We start from the raw sequence: 25428 nt of genomic DNA on the forward strand, positions 1-25428 counted from the left end.
GGGTTCCGGGTGTCGGGTGCCGACGGTCAGGTCGCGACGGCGACGAGACCCATCTCGGCCGCACTGACGAGCAGCGCGTTACGCGGCACCACCCGAACCGTGTAGCCGAAGGCACCGGCGCGATCAAGCTGCACCTTTCCGGTGAACAGGGTGGGCACGCCAAAGGGCGTTCCCGGAACGTCGGCCGACTCGGATGCCGCGGCGGGCGCGAGCGCCTGGCTCGCGGTGTCCTTGAGGTCGTCGGCGCCGGAGCTGCGGCCGTACACCACCTCAACGGTGACGTCGGAGGTCAGCAGCCCATTCAGGTGTACGTGCGCCCTCAGGTGCAGGGCATCGCCGACCTGGGGCACGGCGAGTATTCCGCCGGATTCCACGTGGGTCACGGCGACGCCACTCCACTTCGAGACCAGCTTTGCCTTCCACGCCGCCAGCTCCCGCGCGGCCCGGTAATTGTTGGCGGAGAGCAGCCGCTCGTAGCGGCTCGCCGGGCGGTACATGCGCTCCACGTACTGGCGCACCATCCGGTCCGCGCTGAGCTCGGGCGACAGGGTGGCGAGAGTGTGACGGATGTTGCCCACCCAGCGTTCCGGCACGTTGTCGCCGTTGCGTTCGTAGAACGTGGGGGCGACGTGGTGTTCGATCAGGTCGTAGAGCGCCTCCGCCTCGAGCCGGTCACGCTCGGCCGAGTCGTCGGCGGAGTCCGCGGAGGGAATGGCCCAGCCGTTCTTGCCGTCGTAGTATTCGGGCCACCAGCCGTCCAGAATCGACAGGTTGAGGGCCCCGTTGAGCGCCGCCTTCATGCCCGATGTACCGCAGGCCTCCAGCGGGCGCAGCGGGTTGTTCAACCAGACGTCGGTTCCGGGGTACATCAGCTGGGCCATGCCGATGTTGTAGTCGGGCAGGAAGGCGATGCGGGTGCGCAGCTCCGGGTCGGCGGCGAATTGCACGATCTTCTGGATCAGACGTTTGCCCTCCTCGTCGGCGGGGTGTGATTTGCCGGCGATGACGATTTGGATCGGCCGTTCGGGGTCGAGCAGCAGCGCCCGCAGTCGCTCCGGATCGTGCAGCATGAGGGTGAGTCGCTTGTACGTCGGCACTCGGCGAGCGAAGCCGATCGTGAGCACGTTGGGGTCGAAGACCCGGCCGATCCACGCCGGCGGCAGGCCGCCCGGATTCTGGTCCAGCCATGCGCTGGTCAGGCGCCGACGGGCGTCCTCCACGAATTGCAGGCGCATCTGGCCGCGCACCGACCACAGGTCCTGGTCGGTGACCTCCGGAGACAGCCAGTCGGCGGCCGTGGTGTCGCTCGTTCCGAGGCGGTTCTCGGCGAGGGAGAGGAGCGTGGGGTCCGTCCAGCTGGGCGCGTGCACACCGTTGGTGATGGAGGCGATCGGCACCTCCGTCGCGTCGAACCCGGGCCAGAGCCCGTTGAACATGCGCCGGCTCACCTCGCCGTGCAGCTTCGACACACCATTGGCGTGCTGACCGAGGCGCAGACCCATGATTGCCATGTTGAAGACGTCGGGTGATCCGCCGTCATAGCTCTCGGCGCCGAGGTTCAACAGGTCATCGACCGACACGCCGGGCAGCAGATCCGTTTCGAAGTAGCGACGCACCAGCTGCCGCTCGAACCGGTCGATACCGGCGGCCACGGGCGTGTGCGTGGTGAACACGGTTCCGGCGCGCGCCACCTGCAGGGCCTCCGGGAAACTCAGCCCCTCGCCGATGAGGCTCGAGATCCGCTCGAAGCCGAGGAATCCGGCGTGTCCCTCGTTGGTGTGGAACACCTCGGGTTCCGGGTGCCCGCTGATCGTGCTCCACAGTTTGACGGCCCGCGCGCCGCCGATACCCAGCAACAGCTCCTGCAACAGACGGTGCTCTCCCCCGCCGCCGTACAGCCGGTCCGTCACGAGGCGCAGGTCGTCGGGGTTCTGCGGAATGTCGGTGTCCAGCAGCAGCAGACGGATGCGGCCGACGCGCGCCTGCCAGACACGGGCGTGCAGCGTGCGATCGTCGGGCAGGGCGAGGGACACCTGCACGGCGGAACCGTCGGCGCGGCGCAGCACCGACAGCGGAAGCCCATCGGGATCGAGCAGCGGGTAGCTTTCCATCTGCCAGCCGTCGGGAGAAATGGCCTGGCTGAAGTAACCCGCGCGGTAGAACAAGCCCACCCCCACGAGGGGAACACCCAGGTCGGACGCGCTCTTCAGGTGGTCGCCGGCGAGGATACCGAGCCCGCCGGAGTACTGCGGCAGGGCGGCGGCAATGCCGAACTCCGGTGAGAAATACGCGATGGCGGCCGGCTTCGGCCCCTTCAGCGACTGGTACCAGCGCGGCTTCTCGAGGTAATTACGCAGGTCCACCCGCATGGCGTTGACCCGAGCGACATACTCGGGCGTGCCGGCGAGCTCGTCGAGGCGACCCGGGTCCACTGCGCCGAGCAGCGCCACGGGATCCGTGCCGATCTCGCGCCACAGCTCCGGGGCAATGTGCTCGAAAAGTTGACGGGTGGGCTCATGCCAGGACCACCGCAGGTTGCCGGCCAGCTCTTCCAGAGCGGCCAGCGCCTCGGGTAGTACGGCACGGACGGTAAATTTACGTATCGCCTTCACGAGATACACCCTAGGTGCGGAGTGCGTCGTTGTGTAACCGATCTCGCGCATACGACAAATTTTCACGCTACGGTCAAGATGTGGCTAAGACAGCAGGACCCAGAGACCTTCCGCAGACGACATCGGGCACGCGCGATGAGCAGACCGTCATCGGCCGAATTCCCGTGCTCGATCTCTCGCCCCAGTTGAACGACAATCTGTGGCCCGCAAGGGCCTTCGTGGGTGAGGTTGTGCCGTTTGCGGCCACGGCGTTCCGTGAAGGGCACGACCTGATCGGGGTCTCCCTGGTGCTCACCGCACCCGACGGCACCTCCTCAGCGCATCCGATGGCTCTCGGCGCAGCCGGCACCGACCGGTGGGAGGTGCGGGTTCCCGTGACGAGCCAGGGAACATGGACCTACCGCGTGCGCGCGTATGCGGACGACTTCGCCACCTGGCAGCACAATGCCGGGATCAAAATTCCCGCGGGCGTCGACGTCGAGCTGATGTTCACCATCGGTGCTCAGCTGATGAGCGCCGCCGGCACCGACACAGCCCGTACCGCGCCGGAACGACGCGTGTTTCAGGCCGCGGCGAAGCTTCTCGCCGACACGGCGAAGCCCCTCGCCGTGCGGCTCGCCGCGGTCGACAACCCCAAGCTTCTCGCGTTCATTCGCGCTCGCCCGCTGGCCGGCCTGGACTCGTACTCCGAGGAGCGCAGCGTCATCGCGGAACGCACCCGCGCCGGCGTCGGCTCCTGGTACGAGTTCTTCCCCCGCTCCGAGGGCGCCAGGCAGGCCGCGAACGGCTCGTGGAAGAGCGGAACGTTCCGCACGGCCGCGAAGCGCCTGCCGGGAGTCGCCGCCATGGGTTTCGACGTGCTCTACCTGCCGCCGATCCATCCGATTGGCACCGCGTTCCGCAAGGGACCCAACAATTCGCTCACCGTCGGACCGCACGACCCGGGGTCACCGTGGGCGATCGGGTCGGCCGACGGCGGCCACGACGCGATCCACCCCGACCTCGGCACGGTCGAAGACTTCACGTACTTCGTGGGCCGCGCCCGCAAGCTGGGGCTCGAGGTGGCCCTCGACTTCGCCCTGCAGGCCTCCCCCGATCATCCCTGGGTGGCCGAGCACCCGGAGTGGTTCACCACCCTGCCGGACGGCACGATCGCCTTCGCGGAGAACCCGCCCAAGAAGTATCAGGATATTTATCCGATCAACTTCGACAACGACCCCGACGGCATCCGCGCCGAATCGTTGCGCATACTGCGGCACTGGATCGGGCTCGGGGTGAACATCTTCCGCGTCGACAACCCGCACACGAAACCCCTCGACTTCTGGGAGTGGTTGATCCGCGAGGTCAACGCCGAGCATCCGGACGTTGTCTTCCTCGCGGAGGCCTTCACCCGCCCCGCTCTCATGCAGGCGTTGGGAAAGGTCGGCTTCCAGCAGTCGTACACGTACTTCACCTGGCGCAACACGAAGACGGAACTCGCGGAGTTCTTCACCGGTCTCGCCACAGAGACGGCGGACTTCCTGCGCCCGAACCTGTTCGTCAACACGCCCGATATTCTCACCGAGTACCTGCAATTCGGCGGTCCCGCGGCGTTCAAGATCCGTGCGGCCCTCGCCGCCATGGCCGCCCCGACCTGGGGTGTCTATGCCGGCTTCGAACTCTTCGAGAATGTGGCCAGGTCCGGCGCCGAGGAGAGCATCGACAGCGAGAAGTACGAGTACCGGCCGAGGGACTGGGCGCAGGCCGCGGCGCGCGGCACGTCCCTGGCCCCGTACATCACCCGGCTCAACCGCATCCGGTCGGAGCACCCCGCGCTCCGACAGCTGCGCAACCTGGACATCCACTCGAGTGACGACGACTCCATTCTGGTGTTCAGCAAGTACCTCGCCGCCGCCGAGACGGGAACCGGGGCCGATGACGCCATCATCGTCGTCGCGAACGTCGACCCGCATTCCGTGCGGCAGAGCATGGTTCACCTCGACGTGACCCGATTCGGGCGGGAACCGGGCACAACGTTCGAGGTCTGCGATCTCATCACCGGCGCGATCTGGACCTGGTCCGCCGATAATTTCGTTCGACTCGACGCATTCACCGAACCGGTACACATCCTGCGGGTGTTGAGCCAGACGCCAGGAAAGGCAAGCGCATGACCGAAAATCCCCGGAAGAAGACGACCGCGAAAGCGCCAGCGGCCGTGCCCGCCGTGACGAAGAAGAAAGCGAAGAAGAAGACCGCCGCCACCGTGGAGCCCGTGGCGACCCACGTACTCGAATCGATCGCGGCCGGCACGTACTACAACCCCCATGAGGTTCTCGGCCAGCATTCCATCGCGCAGGCCGGCGTCAGCGACCCCGTCGTCGTCATCCGCGCGCTGCGCCCGCTCGCCACGGAGGTTGTGGCGATCCTGTCCACCGGAGCCCACGTCGAACTCGCCCACGTCGGCTACGGCGTCTGGCAGGGCGTGAGCACCGTCGGATTCCAGGACTATACCCTCGAGGCGCGCTACGCCTCAGCGGCGCCGTGGATCAGCGACGACCCCTACCGCTTTGTTCCGACCATCGGTGAACTCGACCTCCACCTCATCGGCGAGGGCCGCCACGAACGTCTCTGGGACGTTCTGGGCGCCCATCAGCGGGAGCACGTCGGTGTGAACGAGTCCGTCTCCGGTACCGCCTTCGCCGTGTGGGCTCCGAATGCCCGTGCCGTGCGTGTGATCGGTGATTTCAACGGCTGGGGCGGCGCGACGTACACGATGCGCAACATGGGCAGCACCGGTGTGTGGGAACTGTTCATTCCCGGTCTCGGTGTCGGTTCCAACTACAAGTTCGAACTGCTCACGACCTCCGGCGGCTGGGTGCAGAAGGCCGACCCGATGGCCAGGCGTGCCGAGGTCCCCCCGATGACGGCGTCGGTCATCACCGCATCCGCCTACGAATGGGCGGATGCCGCGTGGATGACCGCCCGCGCCGCCACCGACCCGCACGACCGACCCATGAGCATCTACGAGATGCATGTCGGATCCTGGCGCCCGGGCCTCAGCTACCGCGATCTTGCGGATGAGCTCATCGGGTACCTGAACGAGCTCGCGTATACGCATGTGGAATTCATGCCGCTCGCCGAGCATCCGTTTGGCGGGTCCTGGGGTTACCAGGTCACCGGGTACTACGCGCCGACGAGCCGCTACGGCACGCCCGACGACCTGCGGTACCTGATCGACCGGCTGCACCAGGCCGATATCGGCGTGATCATGGACTGGGTTCCCGGGCACTTCCCCAAAGACGACTTCGCCCTCGGCCGCTTCGACGGCCAGGCGCTGTACGAGCACGCCGACCCGCGTCGCGGCGAGCAGATGGACTGGGGCACCTACGTTTTCGACTTCGGCCGCCCGCAGGTGCGCAACTTTCTCGTGGCGAACGCCCTGTACTGGCTCGAAGAGTTCCACATTGACGCGCTCCGCGTCGACGCCGTCGCCTCGATGCTCTACCTCGACTATTCGAGGGAGGACGGCCAGTGGGAGCCCAACAAATACGGCGGCAACGAAAACCTCGAAGCCATCAGCATGCTGCAGGAGATCACGGCGACGGCCTACAAGCGCAACCCCGGCGCCGTCATGATCGCGGAGGAATCCACGAACTGGGGCGGGGTCACCGCGCCGACATCGCAGAACGGACTCGGCTTCGGGTTCAAGTGGAACATGGGCTGGATGCACGACTCGCTCGAGTACATGCACGTCGACCCCATGTACCGCGCCTTCCACCACAACGACATCACGTTCTCCTTCGTGTACGCGTTCAGCGAGAACTTCCTGCTCCCGATCAGCCATGACGAGGTCGTGCACGGAAAGGGTTCGCTGATCAGCCGCATGCCCGGTGACTCCTGGCAGCAACTCGCCAACGTGCGGGTGTACCTGGCATTCATGTGGGCGCACCCCGGCAAGCAGCTGTTGTTCATGGGCCAGGAATTCGGACAACGATCCGAGTGGAGCGAAGAGCGCGGCCTCGACTGGTGGACGCTTGACCAGCCCGCTCACCGCGGGCTGTTCAACCTGGTGGGTTCCCTGAACCGCGCGTACCGCGACAACGCCAGCCTGTGGGCCCGCGACAACGACCCGGGCGGCTTCGAAGTGCTCGACATCGACGCGGCACAGCAGAACGTCGTGACGTTCCTGCGCTGGGACCACGACGGCCAGCCGATCGCCTGCCTGTTCAACTTCTCCGGGCAACCGCACACCGACTACCGCGTGGGCCTGCCCGCCACCGGACAGTGGGAGGAGATTCTCAACACGGATGCCGGGGACTTCGGCGGCTCCGGCGTCGGGAACCTCGGCGGCGTCGAGGCCACCGGGCAGCCGTGGGGCGGGCGTGAGGCATCCGCTCTCGTCACGCTGCCGCCGCTCGCCGGCCTCTGGCTCAAGCTGCGCCGCTAGTCGGTCGCAACCGGATACGGCCCCGCCAGGGCGGGGCCGTATCCGGTTGACGCGGGTCGACGCCCAGCGCGTCCGGTTCGTACTCGGGTCAGTAGAGCAGCGCGGTGAGTCGCTTGCGCGTGGGGGCCACGCGGGGGTCTTCGTTTCCGATGACCTCGAACAGCTCCAGGATGCGCTCCCGAATGCTGTTGCGGCCGGCGGCGTCCTGAGCGGGAAAGAGCGTCAGCAGACGGTCGAAGGCGTCATCGACGTGCCCGCCGGACAGATCGAGGTCGGCCACGAGCAGCTGGGCCTCAAGGTCCTGCGGTGCGGCGGCCGCTGCCCCGCGGATCTCGTCGAGGGTCTTGCCCTGCAGGCGGAAGAGCAGGCTTGCCTGGGCCAGGCCGGCCACCGCCATGGTGTCGTTCGGGTTCTGGGCGAGTGCGATGCGGTACTCCGCCCTGGCCGTCTCGAAGTCGCCGCGTTCGATGGCTTCGTACGCCTCCAGGTGATGCGCCGGGAGCGGTTCCTCTACGGGCTCCTCGGCCTCGGGTGCCACCTCGGTTGTCTGCGCGGTACCGGTGACGCCCTGCTGCGCCGCGAGTTCCAGCACGCGCTCGAGCACCTCTCGGATCTGAGCTTCGGGCAGCGCCCCGTTGAACAACTGCACGGGCTGACCGTTGATCACGGCGGCCACGGTCGGAATGGATTGCGCCTGGAAGGCCGTGGACAGTTGCGGGTTGGAATCCACGTCAACCTTGGCCAGCACGAACTTGCCGGCATAGTCGGCGACGAGCTTCTCCAGGACGGGTGTCAGCTGCTTGCACGGCTCGCACCACTCGGCCCAGAGGTCCACGAGCACGGGAACCGTGTTGGACAGCTCGAGGATCTCCCCGAAGTTCGCGTCCGTGCCATTGACCACAAGGCTCGGCACGGTGACGGTGCCCTCGGGTGACGCCGAGGTGCCTGGCGTGGCCGCGGCGGCCCCCTGCGGGCCGGTGGCGGCCGGTTTGTTCACGAGCGACGAGAGGTCGACGGCTCCGCGTAGGTTCGATCCGGACAGGGGTGCATTTGTCATGGAAGCTCCGAGGCTGAGATGAGTCCCTGGGTGCTCCCCAGGAGAGTGATTTTGTCGGTCGAGCCGGCGGCGGGAACGTAGAAGAGCAGCTGGTCGCTCAACACCTTCTGGATACCCTTCGCCGAGGACGTGACGCCGGACAGGGCCTTGCTCCCGGCGTCGTTGAAGTTCACCACGGCCTCCCCGTTCACCACGGTGGCGACCTCCGTTTCGTTGACGTTGACCGCGACGATCGCGCCGGAATCGTTGGTGGCCAGGGCCACCGTGCGCCCATCACCTGCCGCAGTTTGGAAGGCCAGCGTCGCCGTCACGGCCAGTTGGGCAATGTGGTCGGCGCGGCTCTGCACGAATGAGGCCAGAAAATCGTCGCCCTCGGTCTGGAACAGCGGCCACGAGGGGCTCGCCTCCCCCTGGAGCAGCACGTCGGCGTAAGCCGCGGCGACCTGATCGGGCGGAAGCAGCAGCAGTTTGTTGTCGGGGGCGATGGCGGGAGCGCCAATGGACGCCGGCGCCACGTGCGGAACTTGCGCCTTCGCCTCAAGACTGATCGCGTACTCCACGAGGTAGTCCGCGCGTGGCGTTTCCTGCCGAAGGATGAGGGTGGTCGGCGGAATGGTCTTGTCGTCCTGCTCCAGCACGGTCATCACGACCCGCGGCCACGAATCGGACTGTTGCGGAAGCGTCACTGACAGCGGCGGCGTTCCGATGGCGGCCGGGGCCGCGATCTCGGGATCCACGCCGCGCATGGTGTAGTTCTTCAGGCGCAGTTCCAGCGCCGTTCCCGTGAACCGGGTGGCAATCGCGTCCGCGTTCAGGTTGGCATCCGCGTCGGCGGCCACCGCGGCGATCTTCGTGACGACGCGCTCGATCTGTGGCACCGTCGCCGCCGCCGGCGGAACCTCCGTCGCGGCCGCGGTGCCGTCGGTCGACTCGGGGGTCGGGGTGGGCGTCGGCGTTTGGCTCACTCCGGCGGTTGTCGCCGGGGGCGCCGCCGGCCAGAAATCGGCGGAGCATCCGCTGAGGACAAGCCCGGAAATGAGCAGCATCGGAACCACGGCGATCATGGACCGCGAGTTCGCACCGCCGGAACCGGTGATGTCCCCCGCCTTCAGCGCCTTCGGGCGCGGCGCGCGCGGGAGACGCGGCATCCGGGGCCCGCGCGGCACGTTGCGGCGAGGACGACGCGAACGACGCAGGTGCAGCAGCGCCAGGACATACAGAACAAGACCAACGAGCAGCAGCCCGGCGCCGCCGACCAGAAGGGGGCCGGCCCACGGAGTGGAGTTGTCGACCGCCCAGGCCATCCTGATTTCGGACGGGGCCGCGGCGGAACCGTCGGAGGCGACGATGACGGACATGCCCGCGGGCAGGTTGAGGTTCTTGGTCAGGAAAGTCGCTCCCGAGAATTCCTGCAGCCAGAGGTCAGAGCCGGCCGGGTTCGTGACCGGGTCGACGGCCGGCAGCGCCTCCTCGGCCGGGGTGTCGGCCTCCGGCTCGACGGCCTCGACTTCGGTGACGGTGAGCGCGTGCGTCTGGTCGTCAAGGCTCACGACGGCATGAGCGTCGCCGCCGATCCAGGCCGTGACGTCCGCGGTGCGGCCGTAGGCCAGGAACGTGGATTCCGCTCCACTGACGCGAATGGACTGGTTGCCGGGCAGAGCCGCCAGCGCGGAGGAATCAATGATGGTGTACGCGGATGTACCGGCGGTGCTGGCGGTCAGCGAGCTCGTCGACGGTTCAAGAAAAATTGTTCGCTGCGCGATACCGAAAACAATCATTACGGCCGCGAGAACGAAGGCCACGATGGCAAGAACAAAACGCACGTATCACCCTTCTATGTTGCCGAACGGTCAGTGTCGGGCATGCCCGCACCAATGTCGGGTCCGACGGCAACAGACACGGGTTTCAACGATACTGGGTTCTCCTGAAAGGTGCCTAATAGTCACTTCGGCGATTGAACGCGGATTGTGCAGCCGAAGCCCGATGGAGGCAGACTAAAATTGGATCGGTTTCATGGACTTGCGTCGCGCCCGACGTAAGTCACGTTGAAGCCCGACTTTTGAGGAGAACCGTGCCCAACGACGAATCTGACTTCACCCAGGTCTTCCGTGGCTACGACAAGGACGAGGTTGCCAAGGCCATTCAGGGGCTTCGCCGCGACCTGATCAAAGCCAATACCCACAGCGCCGAGTCGAGCAAAGAGGTGCGCCGGCTCTCGGCTCAGATCGATGAGCTCAACGCCGTGATCGAAGAAGTGGGCAGCCCCACCTTCTCCGGCCTCGGCGCCAGACTCGAGAACACGCTGCGCGTGGCCGAAGAGCAGTCCACGCGCGTCATCGCCCAGGCGGACAATGACGCTGCCCGGCTGCGTACCGCCACCTCCATCGAGATCGACACCCTGCGCCGGGAAGCCGCCGAGCAGGCCGCCCGTACCCTGTCCGACGCCGACGTTCGGGCGCGCCGCGTACTCGACGACGTGCGAGTTCAGGCCGACGACATCGTCGCCAGCGCCCAGGACGAATACGCCCAGCTGACCGAGGACGCGAAGAGCCAGGCCACGCTCCTGCGCAGCGACGCCGCCACCGAAGGTGCGGAGGCCCGGTCCACGCTCAAGCGTGAGGTCGCCGCCATCCGCGCCGAAGTCGAACGGGAGGCGGCCGACCTGCGCATGCTCGCGCACCGCGAAACGACAGCGGCCCAGGAGATCGCGGCGGGACTCACCGCCGAAAGTGAGGCCGCCCGCGCGGCCGTCGCGCTCGAGGTCGCGGAGCAGCGCGCGACCGTCGCCCGAGAGACCGAAGAAACCCGTATCGCCCTCGCCGACGAAACGGAACGTGCGCGCATCGCCCTGACGCAGGAAAGCGACCTGGCGCGAGCCGCTCTCACCGGAGAAATCGACCAGTTGCGGGCGGACTTCACCCGTCAGGAGTCGGAGGATCGTGCGGCGCTCCAGGCCGAGATCGCCGACGCGCGCGCACGGCTCGAGAGCGAGCTTGCCGTGACACGACAAACGGCAACGGCCGAAGCGGCGACCCTCGCGCGTGAAATCGCCCAGGCGCGCGCCGATCTCCAGGTGGAGCTGACCCACGATCGCGATGAGGCCGAGCAGGAGCTCCTCACACGTCACGAGGCCGCTGTCACCCAGGCCGACACTTTCCAGGCCGCCGCCGAGAGCCAACTGGCCGAAACGGAGGCGCGGGTGGCCGAACTGCGCGCACTGAACAGCGAGCTGGACACCGGCGCCCGCGCGACGGCCAGAACGCTGCAGACAGAGTCGGAGGATGCGGCCGCGCTCGTTCTGCAGACCGCGAAGGACAAGGCGGCCGCTGTCGTCGCTGAGGCGGACGCGCGAGCGAAACGCCTCCTGTCGGATGCGGAAGACCGACTCGCCCAGATCAGAATTGAGCGCGACTCCGTTGCAGGATACTTTGAGAGCCTGCGCGGTGTACTCACGGAAGCCGAGCGGGTGAGCAGCGACGACAACTAGGTCGCAACGATCAGCAACGGTGCGGGAGCCCCAGCGTGAAGATTCAGAATGCATTTCGCTTCGGCCTCGTCGGAACGTTGGGAGTGGGCCTCGGCCTGCTGATCATCACGTCGGTGATCACCCTGCAGACGATCATCACCTACATCGGAGCGGCTCTTTTTCTCGCTCTCGGCCTCGACCCCGCCGTGTCGTGGCTGGAAAAGAAGAGGTTCCCGCGGTGGGCGGCGATCCTGACCGTGCTCGGCGCGGTCGTCGGGGTCATGACCGGGGTGATCTTCGCGATCGTGCCGATCATCGTCGACCAGGTCGCGAAGTTGTCGAAGATCATTCCCGACCTCATTACCGCGGTGAACACGTCGTCCTTCATCGAGGATGTGCAGCGCAACTATCCGACCCTCGACGTTCCGGTCATCGTGAAGTCGATCACGGACTTCCTCGGGAGCAACCTGAAAGAAATCACGAACACGATCGTGCAATCCGGCCTGGCCCTCGTCGCCGGTCTGTTCGGTGGACTGATCATCCTGATTCTCACCCTCTACTTCACGGCCTCGCTGGGGAGCATGAAACGTGCCATGTACCTGCTCGTTCCCGCATCCAAGCGGGACCGCTTCACCGACCTGAGCGAACAGATTTCCCGTTCGGTGGGCAAGTATGTGGTCGGTCAGGCAGGTCTCGCGGCGATCAACGGCGTGCTGAGCTTCATCTTCCTGTCGATCATCGGCGCGCCGTTCCCGGCGCTGCTGTCCTTCATCGCTTTTCTTTTCTCGCTCGTCCCCCTGGTGGGCACGCTGACCGGATCCGTCATCATTGTCGCCACCTGCCTGATTCCCGGCATCGGCAGTTCGCCGCTGACCGCGTTTGTGGCGGCCATCTACTACCTCATCTACATGCAGGTCGAGGCGTACGTTCTGAGCCCGAACATCATGAATCGTGCCGTGTCGGTTCCGGGCGCCGTCGTGGTGATCGCCGCACTGGCCGGCGGCAACCTGCTCGGTATTCTCGGCGCCCTGATCGCGATCCCGGTGGCCGCGTCAGCGATCCTCATCGTCAAACAGGTCATCATTCCTCGCCAGAACGAGCTGTAGCCCCGTCAGGCGTCGCCCGGGTCGTTCCACTCCGTGGGGAGGGGCAGGGCCGCGGGATTGACCACGGCGACGATTTCGTCCAGAACACGGCGGGTCATGTTCTCCCCCACCCAGAGGTGTTTGCCGCCGTCCACGGCGATGAAGCGCGTCGCCGGCACGGAGGCGAAGCGCTCGCGCGCCTCGTCCGGTTGCAGGTAGTCGTCGTGTTCGGGTATGACGGCCACGAGAACACGATCCTGGTCTGCCCACGCGGCCAGTTCGGCATCCGTCGCCCGGTGCAGGGGCGGGGACAACAGGATGGCGCCCAGGATCGGGTGTTCCAGGCCGTATTTGAGGGCGAGTTCGGTGCCGAACGACCAGCCGACGAGCCAGGGATTGGGCAGGCCGCGTTCGGCCACGAACCGCATGGCCGCGGCAACGTCGGCCCGTTCGCCGATTCCGTCGTCAAAGCTTCCATCGCTTGTTCCGGCCGGCGATGTTGTTCCGCGCGTGTTGAAGCGCAGAACGGCGAGGTCGGCGAGGGCCGGCAGCCGACCCGCCGCCTTGCGCAGAATGTGGGAGTCCATGAACCCGCCGGCGGTGGGCAGCGGGTGCAGCGTGACGAGTGTAGCGACCGGTGCCCGGTTCGTCGGCACGGCCAGTTCGCCGACGAGCGTGAGGCCGTCAGCCGTCGTGAGTTCGATGTGTTCGCGCACGGCGGGCAGTTCCACGCCGCCGCGCACCTCGATGGGGTCGTGGTCGTGCTGCGGGCGTACGGCGGGCGAATCAGTCATGCGCATGTCTCCTGTGCCGGTGATGGTCTACTTGATTCTCCAGCAGTGTGAGTGCCAGTGCCGCCGGTTCGCGATGTCGGCGGCGTCGCCGAGCACGCCGTCGCCGCGCCACGCCACGATGTGAGCGACGCCGGGTTCCACAGTGAGGGAGCAGCCGGGGCAGATGTAGGCCTTGAGCGCCTGTTTGGCCGGGATGGGCTGCACGTTCCAGAGGCCGTCACGGCGGGTCTCGCTTCGGCGCCAGCCCTCGAGCACATGGCTGAAACCGTTGTCGTCCTCGTCGGGGGTGACGGGTTTGCGACCGCGTGGTCGGTTGCTGCGGGCCATGGGTTCAGTCTATTGCGGCGCGCACACCCCGTGCGGCCGGTCGAGGCTCAGTACCAGCCGGACGCCTGCGACTTCGACCAGGCGCCGCACGGGCTGCCGTACCGGTCGGTGATGTAGCCGAGGCCCCAGCTGATTTGCGTTGCGGGGTTCGTTGCCCAGTCCGCGCCGGCCGATCCCATTTTGGAGCCGGGGAGCGACTGCGGGATGCCGTAGGCGCCACTGGAACTGTTGGTGGCGTTCACGCGCCAGCCGGACTCCTTCTGCCACAGGGAGACGAGGCAGCTGTACTGATCTTCGCCCCAGCCGCGTGCTGCGACGGCATCGTAGGCGATGGCCTTCGCGGAACCGGGATCGGGAACGGCCGCTGCCGGCGCCGGGGTGGCGGTGCGTTGTGTGGGCGTGGACGCGATGACAACCGGTTCGGGGATCGGTTCGGGCTTCACGATCTCGGTGACGGTGAAGCCGTCGCGCGTCACCGTGTTCGTGTAGGCGCCGGAAGCGCCCAGCGTCTGGGTGGAATCACCGTCGTAGCGGTCTCCCGCGTCGCCGGCCACCTGGAAGTACGGGGATGCCGTGGCGCCGGAGTACGGATCGACGACGGTCACGAGCACGAAGGCGAAGGCGGCGACGAATCCGAAGAGAAAGTGCGTCGCTTTCACCGGCTTGCGGGTTCTGCGATGCGCGGTCCCAGTCGTGACTGCGACGGGTTCGATGACGCTCAGATGCCTGCCCATATGTTTCCCGACCTTAGCCCATGAGTCGTGATCGACCTAACCGGGCGGTGCTTCCGAGGCGGACGTCAACGCAGGTAGAGCATCACGTCGACGACACCGTCGAGCACAATATCCACCTGTGCCTCGCGGTATCCCCCGCGTTCCGGACGGAACACAGCGGTCCGCACCTCATCGACGTTCAACGGCATGCCGTCCCGGAGGTACTTGACGACCTTGTTGGTGAAACGATCGACGTCGGAGCGGTGATAGCCAACGCTCAACAGACTCGTGCGGGAGAATCGGTGCCCGCGGGGCCGGCTGAGTCGGTTCTGCAGCGCGGTGGAGAGCGCGCGCGCCTCCTCGCTGCGGGCCTCCTCGGCCTGCGTTCCGGTCGCACGCTCGCGCTCCCGGGCGGCGAAGGCGTCTTCGAGTCGCTCGAGCGCAGCATCCACGTGCTGGGGCGAGTAGCCGCCCTTCTGCATGGCGAAGGCCGTGTGCCGAATGGTTTCGGCGGTGAGGGCGACGTCGCCATCGTTCGCGTCGTAGGCCTCACGTGCGGAGGCAAGGAAATCTTCAACCTGCACAAGACTGTAACCGAGGGTCTTCTTGGCCGAACGCGGAAATATAGTGCTCACGACGTCATTCTCCCCTACTCAGCATGTGGCCGACAATCTGCGGCTCATGCGAAGATCAGGAACAGGGCGTACGCGGCCCCGGCAGACGGCAGAATCGAATCGAGCCGGTCCAGGAATCCCCCGTGGCCGGGCAACCAGGAACTCATGTCTTTGATGCCGAGATCGCGTTTGATGAGTGATTCCGCGAGGTCCCCGAACGTTGCCGTGAGAACGATGACGGCGCCGAAGATCAGTCCGAACCACCACGGCTGCCCGAGCATGAACTGTGCGAGCAGCACACCGGCGATCATGCACGCCAGTGCCGCCCCCAGAAAGCCTTCCCAGGTCTTTTTCGGGCTGATCAGCGGCGCCATCGGGTGCTTGCCGAAGTTGAGCCCGCTCGCGTAGGCCCCGGTGTCGGCGGTGATGACGAGGAGCAGGAAGGCGAGGGTCCACCACTGTCCCTCGGGTTGGGCCACGAGCAGAACGGCAAAGGAGGCGAGGAAGACGACGTACACCTGAATGAGCACGGCGGCGCCCATATCGCCGAGCACAGCGCGCGCAGCGGCGCGGTGCGCGGGCAGGATGGCCAGCGCCAGGCGCCACAGCGCGATGAGCAGGATTCCGGCCAGCGTGGCCAGCCACTGACCCTCGTAACCGAGGTAGAAGGCGGCGGGCACGACGCCGACGGCGGCGATCACCACGGGGATCCGCGGCACGTTCCGGCCCGCATGGCGCAGGGCCTGGGCGAGTTCGAAGGACGTGAACCCGATGATCACGATCGCAAAGATCATGAAGAGATCCTTGATGAAGATCAGGCTGCCGAGCATCGCCCCGCCGAGCACGAGCCCGATCAGGATCGCGAGGATCAGGTTGCGTCCGGTGCGCGCCTCGATGCGCTCCGATGTGGCATCCAGCTGCGCACGCGTCGCCTGCACCTGGCGTTCGAAGTCGGCTCGAGTCGTCTGCACCTGTCGCTCAAAATCGCCCCTGGTCGCCTTGACCTGAGCCTTGAATTCGGCACGGCTGACGCCATGCCCGCGTTTGGGCGGGCGTTGGTCGTCCGGCTGATCCGTCATATGAGCCCGCCCCTAGATCTCGAGGAGTTCGGCTTCCTTGCGCTTGAAGGCCTCATCGATACCGTCGACGTGGCTCTTGGTGAGCAGTTCGAGCTCCTTCTCGGCGCGCCCGACTTCATCTTCACCGACGTCGCTTTTGAGCGCCTCGAGCTCGTCCTTGGCCTTGCGGCGGATGTTGCGCACGGAGATGCGGGCATCCTCGGCCTTCGCCTTGACGATCTTGACGAACTCTTTACGGCGCTCGGTGGTGAGTTCCGGCAGGGTCGCCCGAATGGTCACACCGTCGTTGCCGACGTTTGCGCCGAGGTTGGGCGTGTCGCGAATGGCGATCTCGATGTCGCGCAGGGCGCTCTTGTCGTATGGCGCGATCAGGAGCGTGCGTGCTTCCTGGTTCTGCAGGGACGCGAGCTGCTCGAGCGGCGTTGCCGTGCCGTAGTAGTTCACCAGAATCTTGGCGAACATCTGCGGGTTCGCGCGCCCGGTGCGCACGGTCCCGAAGTCGTCTCTGGCTGCTTCAAGCGCCTTCTGCATACGTGCAGTGGCATCGGACAGAACATCCGCGATCACGGTGACTCCTTCTTCGGTGGGTATGAGAATTCTAGTTGGAGACGCGGGTGCCGAGGTCGGCGCCGAGAATCGCGGCCGTCACGTTGCCTTCAGGCGCCATGCCGAAGACCTGCATCGGCATGTTGTTGTCCATGCACAGGCTGAACGCGGTCGAGTCGACGACCTTCAGGCCCCGCTGCAGGGCGTCCTGGTACGTGATCTGGTCGATTTTGCGCGCATCGGGGTTGGTGCGGGGGTCATCGGAGTACACGCCGTCGACGCCGTTCTTGGCCACGAGCACGAGATCGGCCGCGATCTCGAGTGCCCGCTGGGCGGCGACGGTATCGGTGGAGAAGTACGGGAGTCCGGCGCCGGCGCCGAAGATCACGACGCGGCCCTTTTGCAGGTGGCGCTCCGCACGGCGGGGAATGTACGGTTCGGCGACCTGGGTCATGGCGATCGCGGACTGAACACGTGTCTCCGCCCCTGCCTGCTCCAGAAAGTCCTGCAGCGCGAGCGCGTTCATGACGGTGCCGAGCATGCCCATGTAGTCGGCACGCTCGCGGTCCATCCCGCGCTGCGACAGCTCCGCACCGCGAAAGAAGTTGCCGCCACCGACAACGATGGCCACCTCCACCTGCTTGGCGCCTTCGGCGATTTCCCGAGCAAGCGAGCTCACGACATCGGGGTTGACGCCGACGGCGCCTCCGCCGAATGCCTCGCCGGAAAGTTTGAGAAGAACTCTGCGCTTCTTGCCCGTGTCAATCATGTGCTGCGAGACCTTTCGTACGATGTCATTCAAAACTACCGGGTGTACCTGGGGCACACACACCAATGGAGATCGGATCGCTTGCGCAATCCGATCTCCATTCGTTATTTGTTACGCGCCGACCTTGAACCGGGCGAAGCCGGCAACGGTCAGTCCGGCGTCGGTGAGAACCTTGCTCACCGAGACCTTGTTGTCCTTTGCGTAGTCCTGCTCAAGCAGGGCGACCTGCTTGAGGTAGGCCTTGACGCGTCCCTCGACGATCTTGGGCAGTGCCGCCTCCGGCTTGCCTTCGTTCTTCGAGATCTCGGTCACGATCTTGCGCTCGGTCTCAACGGCGTCCGCGGGGACATCGTCGCTCGAGAGGTATTCCGGGTTGGCGAACGAGATGTGCTGCGCAATGCTGCGAGCGGTCTCGGCGTCTGCTCCGGCGTATCCGAGGATCACACCGACCTGCGGGGGCAGGTCCTTGCTGGTCTTGTGCAGGTAGATCGAGAACTGCTCGCCGTCAACGGCAGCCACGCGACGAAGTTCGAACTTCTCGCCGATGATTGCTGCCTCACCGTCGATCAGGTCCGCGACGGTCTGCGTTCCGCTCGTCGCGGCCAGGCCGGCTTCGACCGTGGTCGCTCCGGCGGCTGCGATCGCGTCGAGAACCTTCTCGGCGAGGGCGACGAACTTGCCGCCCTTGGCGACAAAGTCGGTCTCGCACGCGAGCTCGATCATGTACGCGGTGGTTCCGAGTTCCTTCGCGGCGACGAGGCCCTCAGAGGTGGAACGGTCAGCGCGCTTGGCGTTGCCCTTTGCACCCTTGAGACGCAGGATCTCGATGGCCTTCTCCATGTCGCCGTCGGCTTCAACGAGGGCGTTCTTGGTGTCGACCATTCCGGTGCCGAGGTTCTCGCGGAGAGCCTTGACGTCTTCGAGTGTGAAGTTTGCCATACCGGGTTCCTTACTTGGTTTCTTCTGCGGACTCGGCCGGAGCGTCAGCGGCAGCGGCAAGTGCGGCTGCAACGTCGGCGTCGCCGACGGCGTCGGCGATGGTGACGGAGGGCTCGGCCGACACGGGCTCGGCTACAACGGGCTCAGCAACGACGGCCTCGGCGGCAGCGGCGGGCTCAACAACAACGGCCTCGGCAGCGGCGGGCTCAACAGCAGCCTCGTCGGAACCCGTGAGGAGTTCTGCTTCCCATGCGGCGAGGGGCTCAACTTCGGCCTCCGGCTTGGCGTGGCGCTGGATGAGGCCCTCGGCTGCTGCGTCCGCGATGATGCGGGTGAGCAGGCCGACGGAGCGGATGGCGTCGTCGTTGCCCGGGATCGGGTACTGAACGTCATCGGGGTCGCAGTTGGTGTCGAGGATCGCGATGACGGGGATGCCAAGCTTGCGCGCCTCGTCGATGGCAAGGTGCTCCTTGTTGGTGTCAACAACCCACAGCGCCGACGGCGTCTTCGTGAGGTTGCGGATACCGCCGAGGCTCTTGTGCAGCTTGACGAGCTCGCGCTTCTTGATGAGCATTTCCTTCTTCGTGAAGCCGCTCTTGGCGGTGTCCTCGAAGTCGAGCTCTTCGAGCTCTTTCATGCGGGCCAGACGCTTGGAAACGGTCTGGAAGTTGGTGAGCAGGCCACCGAGCCAGCGCTGGTTGACGTAGGGCTGGCCGACACGCGTCGCCTGTTCCTGAATCGACTCCTGCGCCTGCTTTTTGGTGCCAACGAAGAGGACGGTTCCGCCGTGGGCGACAGTCTCCTTGACGAAGTCATAGGCCTTGTCAACGAACCCGAGCGACTGCTGCAGGTCGATGATGTAGATGCCGGAGCGCTCGGTGAAGATGAAGCGCTTCATCTTCGGGTTCCAACGGCGGGTCTGGTGCCCGAAATGCACGCCGCTGTCGAGCAGCTGGCGAATGGTTACGACGGCCATGAGCCGTTCTCCTTGTCCGGCGCGCGTGCATGAGTGCACGAAACGCCAATCGGTTTGTGCGAGGATCGGTCGATCTTCGCTCCTGGTGCCCGGCACACGCCCGCCCCTGCTCTCGAAGATGGTGCTTTCGAAGATGCGGGGACCGATGGGACATGGCGGCCTGATGGGCACGCGTAGTCAGCGCACGAGGCGCTGCTTGGAGTAGCTTATCACCGGATTGCGCGGCGTTGCGCGCATCCGTCTCGACATGTCGTCTCCTCCACACGCTGCCGCCGGGGCCGCACGGCACCGATCACGGCACCCGGCGTCTGCCCGGCCGAGCAACCGGGCAGAGTGGGGCCATGTTCACTCGGAAGGGGACAGCACGGTCGTTTCGCATTGCGCTGCTGGCGCCGCTGGTCCTGGTCGTCTTCGCGTCCGCCACCGCCGCGGCGACGCCGTGGTCCTGGCCGCTCGCGCCGCCCCACACGATTGATGCCGGATTCATCGCACCGCTCACCCCGTATGTGGCCGGTCATCGCGGAATCGACGTGCCCGCCGAACGTGGCGCGGCGGTCTTCGCTCCGAGCGCCGGCGTCGTCTCGTTCGCGGGAGTCGTCGCGGACCGGCCCGTGGTGTCCATCGCCCACGCCGGCGACCTGATCTCAAGCGTGGAACCGGTCGATGCTGTCGTGACGGTGGGCGATCGTGTGGCTGCCGGGCAGCAGGTGGGAATGCTGGCGGCCGGAGGCCACTGCGCGAGGCGCTGCCTGCACTTCGGCGTGCGTGAGCACGGACTCTACGTGTCGCCGCTCCGGTTTCTCGGCGGGCTGCCGCGGGCCGTGTTGCTGCCGAATCAGGCGCGAGGGTGGGCCAGCCGGTAGCTGTGCTTGAGGCGCTCGGCCGAGACATGCGTGTAGATCTGTGTGGTGCCAAGGCTCACGTGGCCGAGCAATTCCTGCACGGCGCGCAGATCAGCCCCTCCGTCGAGGAGGTGGGTCGCGGCCGTGTGCCGCAGCGCGTGCGGGCCCGCCGGCCCGTTGCCGGGAATGTCGCCGAGCAGGGCGGCGACGAGGCGGTATACGCCGCGCACGCCGAGCCGTTGCCCCTGAGTGCCGAGAAAGAGGGCATCCGCCGCATCGCGACTGCCGGGTGCGGCCGCGGGGGCCGCCGCGGCGAGGACCGGTCGGCCCTCACCGAGGTAGCGCAACACCGCACGTTGGGCGGGCACGCCGAACGGCACGACGCGTTCCTTGGAGCCCTTGCCGGTGACCCGCACCGTCAGGCGGTTGAGGTCGACGGTGGAGACGTCGAGACCGACGAGTTCGGAGACGCGCAGGGCGGAGGCGTAGAGAAGTTCCACGATGGCGAGGTTCCGCAGGGCAACGGCGTCTCCCCCGCCGGCTCGTTCCTCAAGCCGGGCCAGCAGTTCGTCCGTCTGGCCGCGGTTCAGCACCCGCGGAAGCGTTCGCCCGGGCTTGGGTGAGCGCAGCCGCACGCCCTGGTCTGCCGTGTCGTCGGCGGAGCGTGACAGCCAGGCCGTGAAACTTCGAGCCGATGCGGACCGGCGGGCCAGGGTGGCGCGCGCCAGTCCCGCCTGCGTGCCGGCCCAGAGCCATTCCCGCAGCAGTTCGAGCGTGACGTCGGCTGCTTCGCCGCCGGCCTTGGTCGCGGCGAAGACCGAAAGCTGCGTCAGGTCGGTGCGGTAGGCGCGCACGGTGTGCTCCGAATAGCCGCGCTCCGCCGCGAGATAGAGCAGAAAGCGGTCGATGGCCGCCTCGAGCGACATCGGTGACGGGTCGTTGGTGTGCACTCAGACCTGCCGGGAGAACGTTTCGGTGCGCTCCGCGGGCGCCATCGCCTCGATGCTGTCGAGGTAGGCGGCGGGGAAACGCGTCACCGTGTCGAAGGGTCCGATCGTCAGGTTGGAGTGCACGATCTGGTCGTCGTAGACGTGCACGAGGTTCAGGGACTGGGCGCCGTTCACCCCGACCAGTTCACGCTCGGGGGCGCTCAAGTCCATGGTGTAGCACAGGGCCGCGGCGACCGAGATGGGGATTCCGGCGAACAGGCCGTGGGTGGAATAGTGCAGGTGCCCGCCGAGGATCGACCGCACGTCGGTGCCGCGGATCACGTCGGCCAGCCGGGACTGCGCGCGCAGCTCGAGCACGGTCATCAGCGCGAGCGGCGTCGGGATGGGCGGGTGGTGCAGGGCGAGCAGGGTGCCGTGCGGCGCGGGGTCACGCAGTTCCTCGGCCAGCCATGACAGCTGGGCATCCGAGAGCTCACCGTGGTGGTATCCCGGAACGCTCGTGTCGACGGAGATGATGCGCAGCCCCTTCACGTCGACAACCCGGTCGACCGGGCTGCCCGGATGCTGGGCGGCGGCGTCGGCCGGCTCGTTGCGCAGCAGCTCCGATCGGAAGAGATCACGCTTGTCATGGTTACCCATCACCCACACGATCTCGGACCCCCAGCCGCTTGCGGCGGCTTCGACGAGGTCGCGCACCCGCCGGTACGCGCCGGCCTCGCCTCGGTCGGCAACATCACCGGTGATCACGATCGCATCGGGGTGTCGTCCCGACCGGTCGATTTGATCGAGGGCGCGGTGCACCCGGCTGTCGGTGTCGACGGTGCCGTAGAGCAGCGCCTCGTCGTCGAGAAAATGGGTGTCGCTCAGGTGCGCAATGAGATGGCTCGCGGCCGGATACTGGCCCAGTTGTATGCCTGACATGGGGTGCCTCTCGTCGGTTCGACCAGACTACGGCCTGGTACCGACATGAGGGCGGCGGCGGGCGGCATGGCGCGGAGTCAGTGCGCTCGCACCCAGCCGGTCTCCCGTTCGCCGACGGCGCCGTCCACATCGAGGGCGCCGAGCGCCGCGCGCACGGCCGTCACCGACAGCCCGGCCCGGCGCGCGATGTCGGGCAGTCCCCGCGGAGACCGCCCGCTCAAGGCGTCGAACACGCGCACCTGGTCGCTGGTTCTCCCGTCAGAGTCGCCCGGGACGCCGTCGGGGCCGGTGAGGTCCAGCGGAACCGAAGCTTCCCCCACGAGTTCGGCCATTTCGGCGGCCGTCGTGACACACACGGCATCGAATTCTCGAATCAGCCGGTGACAACCGGCCGATGTGGGCGAGGAGACCGGCCCGGGTACGGCACCGAGCGGACGGCCGAGGGCGGCCGCGTGCCCGGCAGTATTGAGCGACCCGGATCGCCAGCCGGCTTCCAGTACCACCGTGGCCAGGCTCGACGCGGCAATCAGCCTGTTGCGTTGCAGAAACCGCCACTTTGTGGGTGCCGAACCGCAGGTGAGTTCGGAGAGCACCACACCGTCGGTGGCGATGCGTGTGAGCAGGGCGTCGTGCCCGCTCGGGTAGAACCGGTCGACTCCCCCGGCGAGAAAGGCCGCCGTGATCCCCTCGCTCGCGAGAGCCGCCCGGTGCGCCATCCCGTCGATGCCGTAGGCGGCGCCGGACACAACGGCGAAGCCGCGGTCGACGAGTCCGGCGGCCGCCTCCATCGCCACGTGCTCGCCGTACCCGGTTGCCGCGCGGGCACCGACGAGGGCGATCGAGTGTGGGAGGCGGGCCAGGGCCGCCCACGTGCCCCGCCACCACAACGCGACCGGGGCATGCGCACCCAGGTCGTTGAGCCCGACCGGCCACAGCTCGTCGCGCGGCAGCAGCAGCCGGGCACCGACGCGCGCGGCCAGTTGCAGGGACCGCTCGACGTCCGCCGAGTTGAGGCGCGGGCGCCAGCGGAACAGACCCTGTTCAAGGCTCGTACCGAGTTCGTCGTCGGAATCGTCGACGCCGGACTCCCGCAGGAGCGCGGCCAGCCGCGCCGGCGCCCAGCCCTCGACGACGGCGGTGAGGCCGAGGCTCGCTCCGAGGCCCCCGACGACAAGTCCCGCGATGCCGTCTCCGGGTTCGGCGATCCCGGTCCAGGCGGCACGCGCGAACACCTCTGCCCACCCGTCATCAGCTTCGGAGTTCAACGCTTCGGTGTCTCGCGCTGCGCTGTCGTGCCCTGCGCTGCCGTGCAGTGCACTCCCGGTCCCGGCATTCGTTCCGGCGTCGCCGTGCACGGTCTCGGCGAGTGCCCGCACCCGCTGCTCGGGCAATCCGAAGATGCTCATGGCGTCATTCCCTTTCGTAGGTAGAGCGCGAGCCCCACGTGTTCGCTGCCCGGGCGGGCCGCGCCTTCCAAATCGGCGATGGACCACGCGACGCGCAACACGCGGTCGTAGCCGCGCATGGTGATTCCGCCGCGTTCGAGAGCCCGGTCCAGCCCCGCCGTGGTGCGCAGATCGAGTCGGGTGCCCGGGCCACGCAGCCACGGCCCGGGGACCTCGGAGTTGACCTGCCACGGGGTGTCGCGGAGCCTGTCGGCTGCCGCACCGCGCGCGTCGGCGACCCGGCCGCGGGCCACGGCGCTTGGGATGCGCACCGCGTCGGTGGCCAGGCGCAGCTGGGCCGCTGTGATGCGTTTGACGCCGAGCTGGATGTCGATGCGGTCGAGCAGCGGACCGGAAAGGCGCGCCAGATACCGGCGTCTTGCGTTGGGCGGACACGCGCATTCGAGGTCGCCGGCACCGTATTGCCCACAGGGGCAAGGATTGGCGGCCAGCACGAGTTGGAACCTGGCCGGGAAGTGCGCGACGGCGTTGGCGCGGTGGATGCTGATCGTTCCCGATTCGAGCGGCTGCCTCAGGGCGTCGAGCACAGGAGAGGCGAACTCGGGGGCTTCGTCGAGGAACAGCACGCCGTTGGAGGCGCGCGCGGCGGCCCCCGGTCGAATGTGCCCGGCACCGCCACCCACCATCGCCGCGGCCGTGATGGTGTGGTGGGGCGCCTCCAACGGCGGTCGGGTGATCAACGCCCCGCCGAGCCCCCGTTCGCTGAGCGAGCGCAGGGAACTGACCTCCAACGATGCGGCCGGGCCGAGGTCGGGCAGCAGCCCGGGAAGACGCGCGGCGAGCATCGTCTTGCCTGCGCCCGGCGGGCCGAGCAGAAAAATGTGGTGACCGCCCGCGGCAGCGACCTGCAGGGCCAGGATGGCGTCGTCGTTGCCGATCACATCGGCCAAATCGAGTTCTGTCCCCGGCAGGGGCGGGTCGTCGGGCGGGCGGATTGTCTCGACCGGCCGGGCCGTCAGGGCCGCGCCGTGCCAGATCGCCGCGTCCCGCAACGAGGCCACACCGACAACCCGTACGCCGGGCACCAGCGCGGCCTCCTCCGCGTTGCCCTTGGGCACCATGACGGTCTGGTGTCCGAACCGCGCCGCGGCGGCGACGCCGGGGAGGATTCCGGGGGTCGGCCGTAGGCGCCCGTCGAGGGCCAGTTCCCCGAAGTGCACGACCGATCCCACCGATTCAGCGGACACGACGCCGTCGGCCGCCAGACACGCGACCGCGATGGCGAGGTCGAATCCCGCGCCGTGTTTGGGCAGGGCGGCCGGGGACAGCGCGACGGTGAGGCGGTGGCTGGTGAGCGGGCACCCGGAGTTCGTCGCTGCCGCGCGCACCCGCTGGGTGGCCTGGGACAGGGCGGCGTCGGGCAGCCCGATCAGGACCATCGCCGGAAGCTGCGCGGAAATGTCGGCCTCGACCTCAACCATCGCACCCGCGAGCCCGAGCAGGGCCACCGCATGGGTGCGCGCGAGCGACATCAGAACACGCCCCGCAGGTGCTCGATCACGGGCTCCCGCCCCCGTTCGGCAATCACCGCGACGGCGTCCACCCGGATGCGGTTCGGCCACACCTCCGCCTGCGAGCACCACAGGCCCGCCAGCCGCCGCATTCGGGCGAGCTTCTTCGCGGTGATCGCCTCAAACGGATGCCCGAAGCTTGCGCTGCTGCGCGTCTTCACCTCCACGAAGACGACCTGCTCGTCGCGTTCGACGATCAGGTCGACCTCGCCGTCGGGACACCGCCAGTTGCGTGCGATCACGCGGTACCCTGCGGCGCCCAGGTACGCGGCCGCACAGTCTTCGCCGTACCTGCCGAGTTGATCTTTGCGTGCCACGAGTGCCTCCGGCCACCA

The 25428-nt window shown here is 67.2% G+C and carries 22 protein-coding genes; 5 read left to right on the forward strand and 17 right to left on the reverse strand.

Annotated elements, in window-relative coordinates:
- Positions 1–26: 26 nt before the first annotated feature.
- Positions 27–2612, reverse strand: a complete 2586-nt coding sequence (gene glgP / locus AC1MB9_RS09370; protein WP_479961693.1) for an alpha-glucan family phosphorylase — start codon at positions 2610–2612, stop codon at positions 27–29.
- Between the two features lie 185 nt (positions 2613–2797).
- Between glgP and AC1MB9_RS09375 the strand changes: the two genes are divergently transcribed.
- On the forward strand, positions 2798–4762 hold the full coding sequence (locus tag AC1MB9_RS09375; protein ID WP_479964614.1) for an alpha-1,4-glucan--maltose-1-phosphate maltosyltransferase: 1965 nt from the start codon (positions 2798–2800) through the stop codon (positions 4760–4762).
- Complete coding sequence (gene glgB, locus AC1MB9_RS09380) at positions 4759–7038, forward strand: 1,4-alpha-glucan branching protein GlgB (RefSeq protein WP_479961694.1); 2280 nt, start codon at positions 4759–4761, stop codon at positions 7036–7038. Before AC1MB9_RS09375 ends, glgB begins: the two co-directional genes overlap by 4 nt.
- 88 nt (positions 7039–7126) lie before the next feature.
- On the opposite strand, the gene AC1MB9_RS09385 is transcribed toward glgB, so the two are convergent.
- Complete coding sequence (locus tag AC1MB9_RS09385) at positions 7127–8095, reverse strand: tetratricopeptide repeat protein (RefSeq protein ID WP_479961695.1); 969 nt, start codon at positions 8093–8095, stop codon at positions 7127–7129.
- Entirely contained in the window at positions 8092–9918 is a 1827-nt protein-coding gene (locus AC1MB9_RS09390; protein WP_479961696.1) for a DUF8094 domain-containing protein, read from the reverse strand. Before AC1MB9_RS09390 ends, AC1MB9_RS09385 begins: the two co-directional genes overlap by 4 nt.
- A gap of 248 nt (positions 9919–10166) precedes the next feature.
- Here AC1MB9_RS09390 and AC1MB9_RS09395 point away from each other — a divergent pair, with 248 nt between their 5' ends.
- On the forward strand, positions 10167–11582 hold the full coding sequence (locus AC1MB9_RS09395; RefSeq protein ID WP_479961697.1) for a coiled-coil domain-containing protein: 1416 nt from the start codon (positions 10167–10169) through the stop codon (positions 11580–11582).
- Positions 11583–11617: 35 nt separating this feature from the next.
- A complete protein-coding gene (locus tag AC1MB9_RS09400; protein WP_479961698.1) occupies positions 11618–12667 on the forward strand; it encodes an AI-2E family transporter in 1050 nt (349 codons plus the stop codon).
- A gap of 5 nt (positions 12668–12672) precedes the next feature.
- Here the strand turns inward: AC1MB9_RS09400 and AC1MB9_RS09405 are convergent, their stop codons facing one another.
- The 9 genes from AC1MB9_RS09405 to rpsB form a co-directional block, all read right to left on the reverse strand.
- A complete protein-coding gene (locus AC1MB9_RS09405) occupies positions 12673–13440 on the reverse strand; it encodes an alpha/beta hydrolase (RefSeq protein ID WP_479961699.1) in 768 nt (255 codons plus the stop codon).
- A gap of 27 nt (positions 13441–13467) precedes the next feature.
- Positions 13468–13767, reverse strand: coding sequence for a hypothetical protein (locus tag AC1MB9_RS09410; RefSeq protein WP_479961700.1), 300 nt, complete (start codon positions 13765–13767; stop codon positions 13468–13470).
- Between the two features lie 47 nt (positions 13768–13814).
- Positions 13815–14426, reverse strand: coding sequence for an aggregation-promoting factor C-terminal-like domain-containing protein (locus AC1MB9_RS09415; protein ID WP_479961701.1), 612 nt, complete (start codon positions 14424–14426; stop codon positions 13815–13817).
- 140 nt (positions 14427–14566) lie between these two features.
- Entirely contained in the window at positions 14567–15115 is a 549-nt protein-coding gene (locus AC1MB9_RS09420) for a DivIVA domain-containing protein (protein WP_479961702.1), read from the reverse strand.
- A 44-nt stretch (positions 15116–15159) separates the two neighbouring features.
- Positions 15160–16173, reverse strand: a complete 1014-nt coding sequence (locus tag AC1MB9_RS09425) for a phosphatidate cytidylyltransferase (RefSeq protein WP_479961703.1) — start codon at positions 16171–16173, stop codon at positions 15160–15162.
- Between the two features lie 12 nt (positions 16174–16185).
- Positions 16186–16740: a ribosome recycling factor gene (gene frr, locus AC1MB9_RS09430; protein ID WP_479961704.1), complete on the reverse strand. Its 555-nt coding sequence runs from the start codon at positions 16738–16740 to the stop codon at positions 16186–16188.
- Positions 16741–16771: 31 nt separating this feature from the next.
- The gene (gene pyrH / locus AC1MB9_RS09435) at positions 16772–17488 is read right to left on the reverse strand and encodes a UMP kinase (protein WP_479961705.1); all 717 of its coding nucleotides are present in this window, start codon (positions 17486–17488) and stop codon (positions 16772–16774) included.
- Positions 17489–17599: 111 nt separating this feature from the next.
- Positions 17600–18427 (reverse strand): translation elongation factor Ts, encoded by an 828-nt coding sequence (tsf, locus tag AC1MB9_RS09440; protein WP_479961706.1) that lies wholly within the window; start codon positions 18425–18427, stop codon positions 17600–17602.
- A 10-nt stretch (positions 18428–18437) separates the two neighbouring features.
- The gene (gene rpsB, locus AC1MB9_RS09445; protein ID WP_479961707.1) at positions 18438–19403 is read right to left on the reverse strand and encodes a 30S ribosomal protein S2; all 966 of its coding nucleotides are present in this window, start codon (positions 19401–19403) and stop codon (positions 18438–18440) included.
- A 341-nt stretch (positions 19404–19744) separates the two neighbouring features.
- On the opposite strand from rpsB, the gene AC1MB9_RS09450 reads away from it, so the two are divergent.
- The gene (locus tag AC1MB9_RS09450) at positions 19745–20266 is read left to right on the forward strand and encodes a M23 family metallopeptidase (protein WP_479961708.1); all 522 of its coding nucleotides are present in this window, start codon (positions 19745–19747) and stop codon (positions 20264–20266) included.
- Here AC1MB9_RS09450 and AC1MB9_RS09455 read toward each other — a convergent pair.
- The 5 genes from AC1MB9_RS09455 to AC1MB9_RS09475 all read right to left on the reverse strand — a co-directional run bounded on the left by AC1MB9_RS09455 (position 20239) and on the right by AC1MB9_RS09475 (position 25410).
- Positions 20239–21171 carry a tyrosine recombinase XerC gene (locus tag AC1MB9_RS09455; protein WP_479964615.1) on the reverse strand — a complete coding sequence of 311 codons (933 nt, stop codon included), beginning with the start codon at positions 21169–21171 and terminating at the stop codon, positions 20239–20241. The genes AC1MB9_RS09450 and AC1MB9_RS09455 overlap by 28 nt on opposite strands.
- A gap of 24 nt (positions 21172–21195) precedes the next feature.
- Positions 21196–22116, reverse strand: coding sequence for a metallophosphoesterase (locus AC1MB9_RS09460; protein WP_479961709.1), 921 nt, complete (start codon positions 22114–22116; stop codon positions 21196–21198).
- 77 nt (positions 22117–22193) lie between these two features.
- Positions 22194–23522, reverse strand: a complete 1329-nt coding sequence (gene dprA, locus AC1MB9_RS09465) for a DNA-processing protein DprA (RefSeq protein ID WP_479961710.1) — start codon at positions 23520–23522, stop codon at positions 22194–22196.
- Entirely contained in the window at positions 23519–25054 is a 1536-nt protein-coding gene (locus AC1MB9_RS09470; protein ID WP_479961711.1) for a YifB family Mg chelatase-like AAA ATPase, read from the reverse strand. Before AC1MB9_RS09470 ends, dprA begins: the two co-directional genes overlap by 4 nt.
- The gene (locus tag AC1MB9_RS09475; RefSeq protein WP_134174314.1) at positions 25054–25410 is read right to left on the reverse strand and encodes a YraN family protein; all 357 of its coding nucleotides are present in this window, start codon (positions 25408–25410) and stop codon (positions 25054–25056) included. The genes AC1MB9_RS09470 and AC1MB9_RS09475 overlap by 1 nt, the downstream gene beginning before the upstream one ends.
- Positions 25411–25428: the final 18 nt, after the last annotated feature.

The organism is Cryobacterium sp. AP27, assembly GCF_056680495.1.

What these genes read in the sequence shown, in the direction of transcription:
- glgB (WP_479961694.1), top strand. Translation starts at nt 4,759, where the DNA reads ATGACCGAAAATCCCCGGAAGAAGACGACCGCGAAAGCGCCAGCGGCC.
- AC1MB9_RS09460 (WP_479961709.1), bottom strand. Translation starts at nt 22,116, where the DNA reads ATGTCAGGCATACAACTGGGCCAGTATCCGGCCGCGAGCCATCTCATT.
- rpsB (WP_479961707.1), bottom strand. Translation starts at nt 19,403, where the DNA reads ATGGCCGTCGTAACCATTCGCCAGCTGCTCGACAGCGGCGTGCATTTC.
- dprA (WP_479961710.1), bottom strand. Translation starts at nt 23,522, where the DNA reads ATGAGCATCTTCGGATTGCCCGAGCAGCGGGTGCGGGCACTCGCCGAG.
- AC1MB9_RS09385 (WP_479961695.1), bottom strand. Translation starts at nt 8,095, where the DNA reads ATGACAAATGCACCCCTGTCCGGATCGAACCTACGCGGAGCCGTCGAC.
- AC1MB9_RS09405 (WP_479961699.1), bottom strand. Translation starts at nt 13,440, where the DNA reads ATGACTGATTCGCCCGCCGTACGCCCGCAGCACGACCACGACCCCATC.
- AC1MB9_RS09425 (WP_479961703.1), bottom strand. Translation starts at nt 16,173, where the DNA reads ATGACGGATCAGCCGGACGACCAACGCCCGCCCAAACGCGGGCATGGC.
- AC1MB9_RS09450 (WP_479961708.1), top strand. Translation starts at nt 19,745, where the DNA reads ATGTTCACTCGGAAGGGGACAGCACGGTCGTTTCGCATTGCGCTGCTG.
- AC1MB9_RS09470 (WP_479961711.1), bottom strand. Translation starts at nt 25,054, where the DNA reads ATGTCGCTCGCGCGCACCCATGCGGTGGCCCTGCTCGGGCTCGCGGGT.
- AC1MB9_RS09410 (WP_479961700.1), bottom strand. Translation starts at nt 13,767, where the DNA reads ATGGCCCGCAGCAACCGACCACGCGGTCGCAAACCCGTCACCCCCGAC.
- tsf (WP_479961706.1), bottom strand. Translation starts at nt 18,427, where the DNA reads ATGGCAAACTTCACACTCGAAGACGTCAAGGCTCTCCGCGAGAACCTC.
- AC1MB9_RS09455 (WP_479964615.1), bottom strand. Translation starts at nt 21,171, where the DNA reads ATGTCGCTCGAGGCGGCCATCGACCGCTTTCTGCTCTATCTCGCGGCG.
- pyrH (WP_479961705.1), bottom strand. Translation starts at nt 17,488, where the DNA reads ATGATTGACACGGGCAAGAAGCGCAGAGTTCTTCTCAAACTTTCCGGC.